Source organism: Flavobacterium gillisiae (assembly GCF_900107635.1).
Classification (GTDB): Bacteria; Bacteroidota; Bacteroidia; order Flavobacteriales; family Flavobacteriaceae; genus Flavobacterium; species Flavobacterium gillisiae.
The window spans coordinates 367811-383361 of record NZ_FNRD01000001.1 but is presented as its reverse complement, the minus strand read 5'-3'; the positions used below and the strand labels follow the sequence as shown (position 1 = coordinate 383361).

The window sequence follows — 15551 nt, the reverse complement described above, 5'->3', positions numbered from 1 at the left end:
TTTAAGAAAATGAAAAAACATCTTTCTCGTAAAATAGTAATACTACTTCTACTACTATGCAGTTTTATTACAAATGGCTGTACAGAAACCTATATTTTACAAACTAACACCTTTGAAGAGGTACTGGTAGTAGAAGCCACTATAACAAATGAGCTTAAAAAACAAGAGATAAAAATCACAAAGACCGCTCGATTTGAAGATACGGAAACAAAAACCGAAGCACAAGCAGAAGTATATATAACAGATGATTCTGGCAATAAGTACGACTTTGAAGAACAATCTGAAAAATATGTTTCTAAATTAGAGTTTGAGGCAATTCCCGGAAGAAAATACACCTTGACTATTAACACCAACGATGGTAGATCATACAAATCCTCAGCTGAGGCTTTAACCACCGTAAACGAATTAGAAGAAATAAATGCAACTGTTGATATAAAAAATGGAGAGAGAGGAGTTGCTATTCATGTAAACAGTTACGACCCAACTAATAATTCCAAATACTATAGATACGAATACGAAGAGACTTATAAAATTGTAGCGCCACAATGGACAAGGGAAAAGCTTGTTGTATTAGATCCCCGAACAGTAGATAGAGTACCTAATTCACCTGAAACTGAAATATGCTACAGCACAAAAAACAACACAGCACTTCTTCTAGCGAGTACAGCTGAACAAAAATCAGACCGCGTGAATTATCTCGTACGATTCATAAGCGACCAAAATTACATTATATCTCACAGATACAGTATACTAGTAAAACAATATGTAGAGAGCTTAGCTGCTTATACCTTTTATAGCACTTTGAAAAAAACATCTGGAAACGGTAGTCTTTTATCTCAAAACCAACCTGGTTTTTTCTACGGAAATTTAAAATCCGTTGATAACACAAATGAAAAAATAATTGGTTTTTTTGATGTCGCCTCAGTTTCCTCAAAAAGATTTTTCTTCAACTATAGCGATTTATTTCCAAAAGAGCCTCTTCCTCCTTACTATACTGAATGCGACATTGAATCTTATCTGTTTTGTTTTGGTTTTGGTGAAAAATGCAAGGGAGAGGAACTAATTGAAAAAATTGAAAATCATACTTTAACGTATGCGTATAGAATTGGACCCGATTCACCATTTACTTATTATCTGTATCCAACACCATGCGGCGACTGCACTTCATTTTCATCTAACATAAAACCTTCATTTTGGATAGATTAAGACATCTTTTGCTATTAGGTCTGTTACTACTTAACGGACTACCCTTATTAGCGCAGCAAAACCCACCATTAGACAATGATAATAACATCATAGACGAAACTGTATTCATCCATACAAATGCAACAACATTTGTTTCTGGAGAAACATTATACTACAAAATATATTGCCTAAAAGCATCCGACAAAACGCTTTCTACTACAAGTAAAGTAGCCTATGTTGAACTCATAGACAATAATAACAATAGCCTACTTCGAACTAAACTTTTCTTGGACAACTCTACAGGTCAAGGCGATTATTTTGTACCTACTACCTTCAAAACTGGTAATTATAAGCTCATAGGATATACAAGCTGGATGTTAAATCAATCCGTTTCCCAACTATTTCAAATGGATATCACAATAATAAATCCATTTGAAGTAAACAGTGCGGAACAGAAAAATCCCATTATATCTGACACACTTCATTTAAAAAGTGAACTAAAAATAGCCTTCAAAGATTCAAAAAATGTAGCTTCTACAAAACTTCAAGATTTAAAACTAGAAATCAATAAAAACATATTCTCAAATCGTGAAAAGGTCTCTATAAAAATTAACCCCTTAACCTCAGAAGCTGTAAAAGGAAGTTATTCTCTTTCCGTTAGAAAAACAGAAGACTTACCCACAACAGAACAACTAACAGCTAATCAATTTGTTAAAAACACACATAACGTATCAGCGACATTCAAAAATACAGAAGGACAACTAGTTCTACCAGAACTCCGTGGTGAAATGATTTCGGGAAAAATAACATCAAAGAACAATTCAAATCAAATTCAAAACATAGCCGTTGCTTTATCTATTCCAGGAAAGTCATTTGCTTTTCAAATTGTTAAAACAAATTCCGATGGTGCGTTTATTTTCAATCTGAACAAAGCCTATTATAGCCCAAATATTACGATTCAAATTGTTGCTGAAAATCGCCGCGACTATCTCCTAACGGTTGATAGTCCTTCTGAGATTGACTATTCGAAAATAATGACACAACCAAGTTTTACATTAACTTCAGACTTAAGAGAAAATATCCTTAACAGGTCTATTGCAAGTCAAATTGAAAATGCTTACTCTCTAAAAAAAGCAGACACCATCGTCCAAACAGTTACTGACAAAACATCATTATTATTAACAACCAAAGAATATATTCTCGATGATTTCACAAGATTTAAAACATTAAAGGAAACTGCCACCGAAATTGCTACGGACATAAACATCAAACAAGAAGGTCAAGATTACTTTTTACATGTCTTGAATCCAGATATCTATCCTCAATTACAAGATCCCGCTCTAGTCCTCATAGACGGCCTATTATTACAAAATGCAAATGAACTGATTAATTACAAAATGAAAACCATTTATAAAGTTAACACTAAGTCAGGTCAATATTACTATGGCCCTAAAATATATAATGGGGTAATTACTTTCACGACTTTTAACAACGATTTTATAAGTGCCCAGACTGGAGACGACATTATAAAACCCGCAATTATGAGGCCCTTACTTAAGAAAGAATATTATAAAATAGATCATGCTGACATATTAAAAAATAATAGAATTCCTGACTTTAGAAATCAACTATTTTGGAATCCCAGAATAACTTTAGAAAACACTGAAGACTCTATTGAATTTTACACCTCAGATGTATCTGGAACATTTGAAATAAGACTTGAAGGTTTTTCTGCAAAAGGCACTCCCGTTTCTATAAAAGAGATCATAGAGGTAAAGTGATTTTATTAATCCACATGCTTTAGATTATTTTATTAAAATAATTTCAACCCTTTTGTAACTTTTTTGCAACTTGATACGTATAACTACCAGTACACTTTAAAACTGAGGACACAAAAACATGAGACAACTTAAAATCACCAAGCAGGTAACTAATCGTGAAACTGCTTCATTAGACAAATATTTACAAGAAATTGGAAAAGTTGACCTTATTACCGCTGACGAAGAAGTAGAATTAGCACAAAAGATTAAAGCCGGGGATCAAAAAGCCCTTGAAAAATTAACAAAAGCAAATTTACGTTTCGTTGTTTCGGTAGCAAAACAATACCAAAATCAAGGATTAACACTTCCTGATTTAATTAACGAAGGAAACCTAGGTCTTATTAAAGCGGCTCAACGTTTTGATGAAACACGTGGTTTTAAATTCATCTCGTACGCTGTATGGTGGATTCGTCAATCGATACTACAAGCTTTGGCAGAACAATCTCGTATCGTTCGTTTGCCTTTAAATAAAATTGGTTCTATCAATAAAATCAACAAAATGTATGCCTTATTAGAGCAATCTAACGAGCGTCCACCATCTGCTGAGGAAATTGCAAAAGAATTAGATATGACAGTAAATGATGTAAAAGAGTCTATGAAAAACTCTGGTCGTCACTTGTCTATGGATGCACCTCTTGTTGAAGGAGAAGATTCTAACCTATACGATGTATTGCGTTCAGGTGAATCTCCAAACCCAGACAGAGAATTAATCCACGAATCTTTACGTACTGAAATCGAACGTTCATTAGAAACATTGACTCCAAGAGAGGCTGATGTAGTTCGTTTATACTTTGGACTTGGTGACCAACACCCAATGACTCTTGAAGAAATTGGAGAAACTTTCGACCTAACTCGTGAGCGTGTACGTCAAATCAAGGAAAAAGCAATCCGTAGATTGAAACATACTTCTAGAAGTAAAATACTTAAAACCTACCTAGGTTAAAAATATTCCCCAATTAAAATGGTTAAACTATTAACGATTTTAATTCAAAATGAACAACAGTTTGATTGACTGTTCGTTTTTTGATTGATGATTGAAACTCCGGCTGATTACCGGAGTTTTATTTTTTATCAAAAAAACTCTCGGTCTGTTCGAGCTAAGCTCTCGGGTTTCCGGAGTTTTATTTTTTATCAAAAAAACTCTCGGTCTGTTCGAGCTAAGCTCTCGGGTTTAGCTTCGCTCAGTTCGTCTTTCAGACTCGTGTCCGGAGTTTTTTATTATTAGCCCCTACCCCAAAAAGGGGAATTGAAAACTGCCGCTGTTATTTTTATTGTAATTGATTTTTGTAATTGCAATTGATTTGGGCGTAACCCTTCGTAAAAACTTCGGGTCGGGCTTTCCATTACAATCTTTTTTATTTCTTACGCTATCGCTCCACAAATAAAAAAGGATTTCCATTGTAATCCCTTACGCATTAAACCGGTTTCTTCCTGAAGTTGTCCCCGCAAAAAAACTTTCGCATTTGTTTTAAATAACCTAATTTTGCAGAAACTACAACTAAAGAATCTGAAACAAACTCAGGTTAAACAACAACACAATGAAAAACACACTTATTGCACCATCAGTATTGGCCGCCGATTTTGGAAATCTGCAACGCGACATCGAAATGATTAACAATAGTGAAGCAGACTGGTTTCATATTGATATCATGGACGGTGTTTTTGTTCCAAACATTTCATACGGAATGCCAGTATTGGAAGCGATTAACAAACATGCTAAAAAAACGATTGATGTACATTTGATGATCGTAGACCCAGACCGTTACATCAAAACTTTTGCTGAATTAGGCGCTAATATACTAAGCGTACACTATGAAGCTTGCACACATCTTCACAGAACATTACAAGCCATCAAAGCAGAAGGAATGAAAGCCGGAGTAGCAATCAACCCACATACTAATATTGACTTGTTAGAGGACGTTATCAATGATATCGACTTGGTTTGTATCATGAGTGTTAATCCAGGATTTGGAGGACAATCCTTTATTGAAAACACCTATGCAAAAGTTCAGAAACTAAAAGCTTTGATCACTAGAAAAGGAGCAACAACAATAATTGAAGTAGATGGTGGGGTTACTAACAAAAACGCAAAGCAACTTGTAGAAGCAGGAGCAGATGTTCTGGTAGCAGGTAGCTATGTATTTAAAGCTGCTGACCCAATCGCAACTATTGCCGATTTGAAAAAGTTGACAGCCATCTAAAAAATGTTTCTTTTATAAAAGAAGAGAAGTGACGTGCTACAACTTTAGCATGGGACTTTTTTTATATTACGTCTTTGTACTGATCCAATAAATATTTAATTAAATCAGTTGTGGTTACAATCCCTAATAAAATATCATTATCGCAAACGGGAAGAGCATGAAATTCATTACTAGCCAAAATTTCAGCAGCTTCCTTTATAGTGGTCTCGGAAGAAATCTCAATTATATCTTTTGCCATTACCTGACCAACGGTAAACATATTAAAAACTATCGACTCCACATCCTTAGCCTGATCATCGACTGCATCTGCATACGAAACCCTCAACAAATCAGTATAACTGAGCAACCCAATTATTTTGTGGTTATTCACAACTGGAATATGTCTGATTTTATGCTTTTTAAACAAGGCTTCCGCCTTTGTTAAATCATCCGAAAGATTTAGCTTTACTACATTCTTAGTCATAATTACGGACACTGGTACATTCTCTTTCATGACATCATCGTTTTTAATTGAACTTAAATTTACAACTAAAAAGGCAGATCATAGCAAACTGCCACAATTAATAACGGCCTGATTATCTTTCTAAAAACTAAATTCACGAAATTGAATCTTTTTCATCGAAATTGATCATGTCCCTAACATTATTATAAAGTTCCGGAAACTCCTTCTTGAAAATATGAGGTGTTTCGAAGAAATGTTCTAAAATCACGGCTAAAAATTCCACCTGATTTGTATAGGCATAAATTCTAAAATAATTAGATAAAACTAGTTGTTCTAGTGTATTAGGTTGGACTAAATATTCTTGTATTTTAACATAAGTACTCGAAAAAACGACAGCACTTTGGTCCCTGCTCTTCAATCCATGAAAGTACAAAGCATGGCTAAACTCATGTATGCCAAGATTCAAATTATCATTATCAAAAAGAAACCCTTCCTGAAAGTCTTTCCATGAGAAAACTACAGCTTTCAGTCCCCGATTGAATTCACCCTTATGATATTCATTACTTATTGTGGATAAATAATGCTGTGGATAAATGATTATCTTATTAAAAATCTCAATCAGATAATGTCGCATTCCAAAAGTCATCATCACATATGTAGCAGCAATTAACACCTTACACTGATCCGTAACGACAAAATTGCCTTTTCCAAAAAATCTATATTTAGCGATAAAAGTGGCCGTACGATGCTCAAAAAAAAGCTTTCTCTTAGCTGATAAGCTTTGATAAAAAGCGCATTCCTTTCTTAGAATATCCCGTTGTATATGACTAAGTTTTCTTCTAAATGGATACCAATGAATATAAAACGGTTTATTAAAAACAAACACATATATAGGTTCAACAATAATTACGGCTATACTAATGCCGAGTAATACAATTAGAAAAAATTGAATCGCAGTAATCATCTTTATCGTCTTTGCAGTATTGTTCCTTCAAAACTATCACATTTAAAAACAAAAAAAGCAACAAAACGGCAAAATTATTTTGTCATTTTGTTACTTCTATTTATGTGGCCGAGACAGGGTTCGAACCTGCAACCCTCAGAGTCGAAATCTGATATTCTATCCAGTTGAACTACTCAGCCTAAAGATTTCTGATTTTGGATTAACGATTGTTGATTTTAGATTTAAAACCTTTAAACTAAATATCCAAATTCAGCAATCTGAATTTTATTTTTAAACCAATAGTTTTTTTACAATTGCAGAGATTGTTTTTCCTTCGGCAGTTCCTCCTAATTGAGCTGATGCTAACCCCATTACTTTACCCATTGAAGCAATTCCTGAAGCACCTGTTTCTGCGATGATTTTTGCGATCACCACTTCTACTTCTGCTTCGCTTAATTGAGCGGGTAAGAATTTTTCAATTACAGCGATTTGTGCCAATTCTGGCTCCGCTAAATCCATACGGTTTTGCTCCGTAAATATTTTAGCGCTGTCCTTACGGGTTTTAACTAATCTTTGAAGTAATTTAATTTCGTCTGCTGCAGTAATTTCCTCTTTTGAACCTGAAGCGGTTTGAGCTAAAAGAATCTCCGATTTAATTGCTCTTAAAGCTTCTAAAGCTACTGTATCTTTAGCTCTCATGGCAGTTTTAATATCATCCATGATTTGTATTGATAAACTCATTTTTCTTTTTATTTAATTAAGCAATGTTGCCTAGTTTACTTATTAGTGATTTGTGCAAAAAGTTATATTTTTTGCCCCTGATGGTAGTAAAAAGCATTTTTTGAGAAATCGCATTTTTTCTTGAACTTAAAAAGCGACCAAAGGAAGCTCTTTTAAGGGCTTTGAAAAAAGCATTTTCAAGAAAAATCTTGAAACGACAGCAGGATTAAGGCCCTAAAAATAAAACCCTACATTATGTGTGCGAAGATAAAAAAAATAACCCGAAAATTAAATTCAATTTTCGGGTTAAATCATATTGGTTTATGTGAGTGTTAATCTACATTGTCATGTAAAAAAGAGTTGTTAGAACGCAACTGTAAATCATTGTTGCTATCAGTTCCAACAGATATTCTCGAATTTGTATTGTTTGACTGTGTATTTGAGATGTCTATTCCTAATCTTTTATAAGCAGGCTCTCTTTCGTACTCATCAATTTTAGATACATTGTTATGAAACTTGTAATTGAATTCTTTTAGTTTCTTTCTTCTCTCATCAGCTCTAAGCTTCAAAGTTTCTTCAATTGTCATTTCCATAGGAGAAATTTCCTCAAATCTTGAAGGTGCCTCTGCTGCCCTATCGACTTGCTTCATCGTAATATTTAACTCAGCAGGAATAACTTCTTCAACTACTTTTGCAACTGGTTTAGAAGTTGTAAAAGTATCTTCAGCCTCCATGTACTCTTCAAGAGAATATTTAATAATCCCTTTGTCTGACAATTCAGTCACGGGTACAAATTGAACCGGTTGGTTCACTTTGATCTCACGTGTCTCGTTAGTTAATTCAAACAATACTTTATCCTCTTCCACTTTTTGTACTGGTTCCGGTTTGTGTATTGGCAAATCAAAAGAGAAAGTAGTTTGTTCTTGTCTTTCTATCGCTTTAGGCTGTTGTACTTCTTTTACTTCTGCCACTTTTGGAGTAGTAAAAGTGAAATCAATATCCTTGATAGGAGAAACGATTTCGAAAGTAACATCTAAGTTCTTAATAAACTCTGACATTGCCATCAAATCTTCGTTTCCTACAACAGGAACTACTACTTCTGGAGTTTCATCATCTTCTACTAAATCAAAAACAACTCTTTCATCAGAACTTGAAACCGTTTTTTCAGCATTTAAATCGAATGCTGCTACTGTATTTTGTGATAGATTATGAACACTTCTTTGCTCATCCTCTAATGTATGAATTATTTTTTTTGGCTCTGTGTTTACAATTCCATTTTGTTGTTCAATATCAAAACCCGTTGCAATAATAGTAACTGCAATGGCATCACCCAATGTTTCGTCTTCACCAACACCCATAATAATATTGGCATTGTGACCCGCTTCATTTTGAATATGGTCGTTAATTTCTCCTATTTCATCTAAAGTGATTTCGTTAGAACCTGAAACGATGAGCAACAATACGTTTTTGGCACCTGTGATTTTATTATCATTTAGTAAAGGAGAATCTAAAGCAGACACAATCGCCTCTTTAGCTCTGTTTTCACCTTCGGAAACAGCCGATCCCATTATCGCAGTTCCGCTATTAGACAAAACTGTCTTAGCATCACGTAAATCGATATTTTGAGTATAGTGATGTGTAATAACTTCTGCAATTCCTCTAGACGCAGTAGCCAAAACTTCATCAGCTTTTGAAAACCCAGCTTTGAAACCAAGATTTCCATATACTTCTCTTAATTTATTGTTATTGATAACAATTAAAGAGTCTACCTGTTTGCGTAGTTTTTCGATTCCTATTTTAGCTTGCTCTTGACGAACTTTACCTTCAAATAAGAATGGAAGTGTTACAATACCTACAGTAAGAATTTCTCTTTCTTTAGCTAATTGTGCAATTACTGGCGCAGCACCGGTACCGGTACCACCACCCATTCCTGCAGTGATAAAGACCATCTTAGTATTGCGATCCAACATCTTTTCGATTTCAGCGATACTTTCTATAGCTGATTGTTGGCCTACGTCAGGATTTGCTCCTGCACCAAGTCCTTCAGTTAAGTTCACACCAAGTTGAATTTTATTAGGAACTGAACTGCTTTGCAATGCCTGAGAATCAGTATTACAAACAATAAAGTCTACTCCTTTAATTCCTTGTTTAAACATGTGGTTTATAGCGTTGCTTCCGCCTCCACCTACACCAATTACTTTGATTACATTTGATTGGTTTTTTGGTAAATCAAATGAAATACTTCCAAATTCTGAGTTGCTCATCATTTTATTTGGTTTTTGATATTAATTATTAATTGTTGTATTTTTAATTTGGGACGATGCCCTTATTCTGCGTTATCTAAAAAATCTTTAATCTTGTCAACATAACGATCAAAAAATGATCTTTTTATCTTGTCTCCAGTAGATTCTTCCTTATTCGCTTTAGTCCTTGTCTCAACCTCTTCCTCTTCTTCCTCTCTTCTATCATAACTTTCAACAACAGGAGCGCGATATACCGCTGCTTTTGGCGGAGCTATTTCATCCATTCTCACCGCACTTTGTGTTTTATTCTCAATGCTGTTCATTACTAATCCTACTGCTGTAGCATATAATGGACTAGAGAATTCTTCATCAGAGTCACCAGCTAAATGCTCGTTTGGATATCCTATTCTGGTATCCATTCCCGTGATGTACTCTACTAGCTGCTTAATATGTTTCAATTGTGCACCTCCACCTGTAAGAACGATTCCTGCAATTAATTTCTTGCGCGGGTCTTCATGTCCATACGCTTTGATTTCCGTAAAAACTTGCTCTACAATTTCCACAACACGTGCGTGAATTATTTTTGACAAGTTTTTCAAAGAAATTTCTTTTGGTTCTCTTCCTCTTAATCCAGGAATAGAAACAATTTCGTTATCTCTATTTTCACCTGGCCAAGCTGAACCAAATTTTACTTTCAGTAATTCCGCTTGTTTTTCAATGATTGAACATCCTTCTTTTATATCATCAGAAATCACATTTCCTCCAAAAGGAATTACGGCAGTGTGGCGTATAATTCCATCTTTAAAAATAGCTAAATCTGTTGTTCCTCCACCTATATCAATCAAGGCAACTCCAGCTTCTTTCTCTTCCTGACTCAATACAGCGTCAGATGATGCTAATGGTTCTAATGTCAATCCTGATAATTCAATTCCTGAACTTTGAATACAACGCCCCACATTTCTAATTGACGATGCTTGTCCTACTACAACGTGAAAACTAGACTCTAATCTTCCGCCATACATTCCTATAGGCTCTTTGATTTCAGATTGACCATCAATTTTAAATTCTTGAGGTAAAACATGAATTATTTCTTCCCCTGGCAACATGGCCAACTTGTTCACTTGATCAATCAGAAGTTGAATGTCATCACCTCCTATTACTTCTTCGGGATTATTTCTACTGATATAATCCGTATGTTGAATACTGCGTATGTGCTGACCCGCAATTCCTACAACAACATCCTTGATTTTATAACCTGAGTTATTCTCAGCTTCTTGAATTGCTTGTTGAATTGATTGAATGGTTTGTGTAATATTATTTACCACCCCTCTGGCAACACCTAAACTTTTAGATTTACCAACTCCTAGAATTTCCAACTTACCATATTCATTCTTCTTGCCTATCATGGCAACAATTTTTGTAGTCCCAATATCTAGACCCACTGCAACATTCTCTTTTTCCATTATCTATTTATTTAGTGCAAACTACTTGTTTTGTAAATCTGAGGTCTATTTTTTTATACTTATACAACGAACTATCTAAAACTGCTTTTTGAAAAAAGGCCTTATAATCTTTGAATTTTTGTTCCATATCTGTGACATTTCCAAAATCAATTTCATAATTATAATTCCTATTCAGCATTTTCAACCTTCCGTTGGGCATAATCTGAACAGCAATGATGTTTTTTTTCAAAAAATCATCGTCATAAATCACCCGAAATACTTGGGCATATTTTTCGCTATTTTTTCTATTAATCATCCCCGAAACAAGCGGAACTCTGGCCGTAAAATTAGTTGACAATGGCATTATACCTCCCTCGTAATCAATATAAAAAGAGCCATTCCCATCTAAAACCCGTGCCACCGGAGTCTTTTGTTTTACTACTGCTTTTAGAACACCATCTATACTCACAAATACATCTGATTTCTCAATCATCTCATTTGAATCCAGTCTTCTCTCTAGCTTATTCAAATCTAATTTATCTTTTCCAATGCTTGAAGCATTCTCTTTATTTTCTATTAACAATTTATTAACCGTTTCTCTTTTCACAAAAAGAGCATTATCTCCAACAAAAACGACCACCGATTTAGTGAGTTTTCTGTTTTCATTTCGATTCGAAGTAAATGAAAAAAGGAAAATCACAACCCCAATCATGAGCACTAATCTCGTATTTGTCCAATTAAATATTTTCATTTAGCGATTTTTTAATTGACCCTACTAATTCCCCAATATCTCCTGCTCCGATCGTCACTATTATTTGAGCATCACTTTCAAGAATACTTCCTATCACATTCTCTTTTGAGACTAATTTCTTATTTTGATTATCCACTTTATTCAACAACCATTCCGATGTCACTCCTTCCATTGGTAATTCACGAGCTGGATAAATATCCATCAACAATAGCTCGTCAAATTGAGATAAACTTTTAGCAAAATCATCAGCAAAGTCTTTTGTTCTACTGAACAAATGAGGTTGAAACACCGCAAGAACTTTTTTACTAGGATATAATTCCCTCACCGCCTGATAGACTGCATTAATCTCCGTAGGATGATGTGCATAGTCATCAATATACACTAAATCATCCGTTTTTATCTGATAAGAAAATCGTCTTCTTATTCCTTTGAATGAAGCTAAGGCTATTGCAATGGCATCGGTTGGGGTGCCGAAATTTATTGCCATTGCGATAGCCATCAAAGCATTCATCAAATTATGCTTTCCAGGTAATCCAAAATGAAAATCTTTTAAAATTCCATTTGGAGTTTTTACATCAAAAATGTAACTCCCGTTATCTATTCTAACATTTATCGCACTATATACAGCATCTTCATTCACCGCTACGGTCACACCTTCTAAAGGCAGCTCCTTAGTTATAAACAATCTGCTTTTATCTTCTACTTTATTCGCAAATTCCACAAATGACTCTTCAATCGCATCACTGGTCCCGTAAATATCTAAATGATCAGCATCCATCGATGTAATACAAGCAATATTAGGATGTAAATGCAAAAAAGAACGATCAAATTCATCAGCCTCTACTACGGTAACTGTTTTTCCGTTACCTACTAAATTCGAATTATAATTTTCTACTATTCCTCCTATAAAAGCCGTAACATCAGCCCCGCTTTCATACAAAATATGGCCTAAAATACTGGAAGTTGTCGTTTTTCCGTGCGTTCCAGCTACCGCAAAACAAAAGGTGTCTTTTGTTATTATTCCTAAAACTTCAGCCCTTTTCTTAATATGATATTCACGTTCCACAAAATAGTTCCATTCAGAATGCGTCTTAGGAACTGCAGGTGTAATAATAACTAAGGTGTTTTCGATGAAATAATCTTTAGGAATCAAATCAATACTATCTTCAAAATGAATTGCAATACCGCTCTCTATCAACTCTTTTGTCAAAGCCGTAGGAGTTTTATCATAACCAGAAACCTGTTTCCCTATATTTTTAAAATAGCGAGCCAAAGCACTCATTCCGATGCCACCGATACCGATGAAGTAGACGTTATGTATTTGGTTTAAGTTCATATTGATTTAAGTATGTTTTTATTTAGTTTTAATTAGTTTCACAATTTCGTCAGCAATTTGTTTTGTCGCCAAAGGCATTGCTAATTGTTTGATATTTTCACTTAATTGATTTTGCTTTCCTTTATCTTTTAATAACGCTTCAAAAACCAAGCTAAACTCTGATTCAAGTTCCGATTCTTTCAATAAAAGCGCACCTTTTTTATCAACAATCGCTTTTGCGTTTTTAGTTTGATGATCTTCAGCTACATTAGGAGAAGGAATAAAAATTACCGGCTTTCCCACAATACATAACTCTGACACTGATGACGCTCCCGCTCTAGAAATAATAATATCTGCCGCTGCATACACAAAGTCCATTCTTTCGATAAAAGAAACAACTTGAACAGCATTCGAATTGTATTTTTTATAATCCTCAAAATATAATTTCCCGCATTGCCAAATTACCTGCACATTTTGGTCTTGAATATTTCCTAATTCTTTTTCGATCAACTGATTTACTCTCCTTGCCCCAAGGCTTCCGCCAAGAACTAATAGTGTTTTTTTAGTAGCATCTAAATTAAAGTATTCAATTGCAGCTGCTCTTTTACTATCGATATCAATTAAATCCTGACGAACCGGATTCCCCGTTAAAACCATTTTATCTTTTGGAAAAAATCGTTCTAAATTTTCATATGCCACACAGATTGCATCTGCTTTTTTGCTCAATAACTTATTCGTAATTCCCGGAAATGAATTCTGTTCTTGAATTACCGTAGGGATTTCCATCATGCTGGCCATTTTCAATAATGGTCCACTAGCAAAACCTCCCGTTCCAATCACGACATCCGGTTTAAACTCTTTTATGATTTGTTTTGCTTTCCATAAACTATCGGCTAATTTTAATGGAAACATCAAATTCTGCAAAGTTATTTTCCTTTGTAAACCCGCAATCCACAGTCCTTTAATTTGGAAACCAGCTTGAGGTACTTTTTGCATTTCCATTTTATCTTTGGCACCTACAAAAAGAAATTCGGCATCAGGAAAGCGTAATTTTAATTCATTTGCAATAGCAATCGCAGGATAGATATGTCCACCTGTCCCTCCACCACTTAATATGAATTTGTATTGCCTCATTATATAGAAATTTTTTAGTTTAAAAATTAATTTAACCCTTAAAAATATTATTTATCAAAAACCGCGTTCATTGGGTTTGTCGCTTTGTCTGTAATCGAATAATCCTCATCAACCTCTTTTTCAGAATCTAGTTCAGCGTCGATTAGTTTTTGAAGTGCCTCCTCTCGTTTAGCAGCAGTCTTAAGCTCTTCTTCAATTTCTTCGTCCTTTTTAGTCACACTGATAATAATTCCAAGTGCAAAACAAGTCATCCAAATCGAACTACCTCCACTACTGATCAATGGTAATGTCTGACCCGTTACCGGTAATAATTCTACTGCTACAGCCATATTGACCATCGCTTGAAATATCATTGGAAAACCGAGCCCAACGACGACTAACTTTCCAAAGAGGGTATTGGCCTTATGTGAAGCTATCACGAATCGAAACAGCAACAATAAATATAGAATTAGAACCCCAAAACCACCTATAAGACCGTATTCTTCAACTATAATTGCATAAATAAAATCAGAAGAGGATTGTGGTAAAAAATTCTTCTGAACACTTTTTCCAGGTCCTAATCCATATATCTTTCCAGATGCAATAGCAATTTTAGCCTTCTCAATTTGGTAATCATCTTCATCCGGTTTGTCCGTACTGAAATTTTCGATTCTACTTTCCCAAGTTGTTACCCTACTAAAAAATCTGGAATCAGGAAAAGCTTTGGCAACAAGTACAAAAAAAGCAAGAAATAGAATTCCAGAACCTACAATAGCTCCGATGTATTTTAACGGGTATTTCCCAATAAACACTAACATCAGTATCATTGCGAAAATTAATGCTGTAGTAGAAAAATTGGCAGGTAAAATAAGAATCAGAGTAACAAATACAGGAAGCCAAAGCTCCCATAGTGAAGACTTAAAAGTAAGTGGTTCTTCTCTAGTTTTAGATAAATAACGCGCAACAAATATGAATAACACAACCGAAGCCAATGTCGACGTCTGAAACGATATCCCAATAAAAGGAACCTGAATCCATCTACTGGCATTTGCTCCTGCAATTACAGTTCCTTTAACTAATGTATATAGCAACAATATCCAAACTACCGGTAATGCCACTTTAGATATTGCTCTAAAATAGTGATACGGCACTCTATGCACACCGTAAATAATTAAAAACCCAATACAGATATGCGCCAAATGCTTAACCAAATAACCCAAAGTATTTCCAGTTCCATGACCCAAATAAGCCAAATTACTACTGGCACTAAAAACAGGCATAAACGAAAACAAAGCTAACAAAGCCACGAATGACCATATTACTTTATCTCCTTTTAATTTGCTTATTAGTTGCTTCATTTGTATTATTTAATTATT

13 protein-coding genes and 1 tRNA gene are annotated in these 15551 nt (G+C 34.6%); 4 read left to right on the top strand and 10 right to left on the bottom strand.

All coding sequences use genetic code 11. The annotated features are described in order from the left end of the window. Positions 1-9 precede the first annotated feature (9 nt). From BLV35_RS01790 to rpe, 4 genes are all read left to right on the top strand, one after another. On the top strand, positions 10-1206 hold the full coding sequence (locus BLV35_RS01790; protein ID WP_091084819.1) for a DUF4249 domain-containing protein: 1197 nt from the start codon (positions 10-12) through the stop codon (positions 1204-1206). Next, a complete protein-coding gene (locus BLV35_RS01785) occupies positions 1194-2966 on the top strand; it encodes a hypothetical protein (protein WP_091083890.1) in 1773 nt (590 codons plus the stop codon). The genes BLV35_RS01790 and BLV35_RS01785 overlap by 13 nt, the downstream gene beginning before the upstream one ends. A 118-nt stretch (positions 2967-3084) precedes the next feature. Next, the gene (locus BLV35_RS01780) at positions 3085-3948 is read left to right on the top strand and encodes a sigma-70 family RNA polymerase sigma factor (protein WP_007137700.1); all 864 of its coding nucleotides are present in this window, start codon (positions 3085-3087) and stop codon (positions 3946-3948) included. A 595-nt stretch (positions 3949-4543) separates the two neighbouring features. Then, positions 4544-5206 carry a ribulose-phosphate 3-epimerase gene (gene rpe / locus BLV35_RS01775; protein WP_091083887.1) on the top strand — a complete coding sequence of 221 codons (663 nt, stop codon included), beginning with the start codon at positions 4544-4546 and terminating at the stop codon, positions 5204-5206. Between the two features lie 61 nt (positions 5207-5267). Here rpe and BLV35_RS01770 read toward each other — a convergent pair whose 3' ends face one another. The 10 genes from BLV35_RS01770 to BLV35_RS01725 form a co-directional block, all read right to left on the bottom strand. Beyond that, positions 5268-5699, bottom strand: a complete 432-nt coding sequence (locus tag BLV35_RS01770; protein WP_091083884.1) for a CBS domain-containing protein — start codon at positions 5697-5699, stop codon at positions 5268-5270. A 103-nt stretch (positions 5700-5802) separates the two neighbouring features. Then, complete coding sequence (locus tag BLV35_RS01765; protein WP_091083882.1) at positions 5803-6612, bottom strand: zinc-dependent peptidase; 810 nt, start codon at positions 6610-6612, stop codon at positions 5803-5805. Between the two features lie 105 nt (positions 6613-6717). Then, positions 6718-6791 (bottom strand) — tRNA-Arg (locus BLV35_RS01760). Between the two features lie 91 nt (positions 6792-6882). Next, positions 6883-7332 carry a GatB/YqeY domain-containing protein gene (locus tag BLV35_RS01755; protein WP_091083879.1) on the bottom strand — a complete coding sequence of 150 codons (450 nt, stop codon included), beginning with the start codon at positions 7330-7332 and terminating at the stop codon, positions 6883-6885. Positions 7333-7643: 311 nt separating this feature from the next. Further along, entirely contained in the window at positions 7644-9578 is a 1935-nt protein-coding gene (gene ftsZ / locus BLV35_RS01750) for a cell division protein FtsZ (RefSeq protein ID WP_091083875.1), read from the bottom strand. 59 nt (positions 9579-9637) lie between these two features. After that, complete coding sequence (gene ftsA, locus BLV35_RS01745; RefSeq protein WP_091083873.1) at positions 9638-11017, bottom strand: cell division protein FtsA; 1380 nt, start codon at positions 11015-11017, stop codon at positions 9638-9640. A 7-nt stretch (positions 11018-11024) separates the two neighbouring features. Beyond that, positions 11025-11747: a cell division protein FtsQ/DivIB gene (locus tag BLV35_RS01740; RefSeq protein ID WP_091083870.1), complete on the bottom strand. Its 723-nt coding sequence runs from the start codon at positions 11745-11747 to the stop codon at positions 11025-11027. Next, a complete protein-coding gene (gene murC, locus BLV35_RS01735; RefSeq protein ID WP_091083867.1) occupies positions 11734-13083 on the bottom strand; it encodes a UDP-N-acetylmuramate--L-alanine ligase in 1350 nt (449 codons plus the stop codon). Before murC ends, BLV35_RS01740 begins: the two co-directional genes overlap by 14 nt. Positions 13084-13101: 18 nt before the next feature. After that, positions 13102-14196, bottom strand: coding sequence for an undecaprenyldiphospho-muramoylpentapeptide beta-N-acetylglucosaminyltransferase (murG, locus tag BLV35_RS01730; protein ID WP_091083865.1), 1095 nt, complete (start codon positions 14194-14196; stop codon positions 13102-13104). 47 nt (positions 14197-14243) lie between these two features. After that, positions 14244-15533, bottom strand: coding sequence for an FtsW/RodA/SpoVE family cell cycle protein (locus BLV35_RS01725; protein ID WP_091083862.1), 1290 nt, complete (start codon positions 15531-15533; stop codon positions 14244-14246). Between the last annotated feature and the right edge of the window lie 18 nt (positions 15534-15551).

Bases quoted from the DNA above. Each gene is read 5' to 3' on its own strand.
- ftsZ (WP_091083875.1), bottom strand. From the start codon at position 9,578: ATGATGAGCAACTCAGAATTTGGAAGTATTTCATTTGATTTACCAAAA.
- BLV35_RS01740 (WP_091083870.1), bottom strand. From the start codon at position 11,747: ATGAAAATATTTAATTGGACAAATACGAGATTAGTGCTCATGATTGGG.
- rpe (WP_091083887.1), top strand. From the start codon at position 4,544: ATGAAAAACACACTTATTGCACCATCAGTATTGGCCGCCGATTTTGGA.
- BLV35_RS01765 (WP_091083882.1), bottom strand. From the start codon at position 6,612: ATGATTACTGCGATTCAATTTTTTCTAATTGTATTACTCGGCATTAGT.
- murG (WP_091083865.1), bottom strand. From the start codon at position 14,196: ATGAGGCAATACAAATTCATATTAAGTGGTGGAGGGACAGGTGGACAT.
- BLV35_RS01770 (WP_091083884.1), bottom strand. From the start codon at position 5,699: ATGAAAGAGAATGTACCAGTGTCCGTAATTATGACTAAGAATGTAGTA.
- ftsA (WP_091083873.1), bottom strand. From the start codon at position 11,017: ATGGAAAAAGAGAATGTTGCAGTGGGTCTAGATATTGGGACTACAAAA.
- BLV35_RS01725 (WP_091083862.1), bottom strand. From the start codon at position 15,533: ATGAAGCAACTAATAAGCAAATTAAAAGGAGATAAAGTAATATGGTCA.
- BLV35_RS01780 (WP_007137700.1), top strand. From the start codon at position 3,085: ATGAGACAACTTAAAATCACCAAGCAGGTAACTAATCGTGAAACTGCT.
- BLV35_RS01755 (WP_091083879.1), bottom strand. From the start codon at position 7,332: ATGAGTTTATCAATACAAATCATGGATGATATTAAAACTGCCATGAGA.
- BLV35_RS01790 (WP_091084819.1), top strand. From the start codon at position 10: ATGAAAAAACATCTTTCTCGTAAAATAGTAATACTACTTCTACTACTA.
- murC (WP_091083867.1), bottom strand. From the start codon at position 13,083: ATGAACTTAAACCAAATACATAACGTCTACTTCATCGGTATCGGTGGC.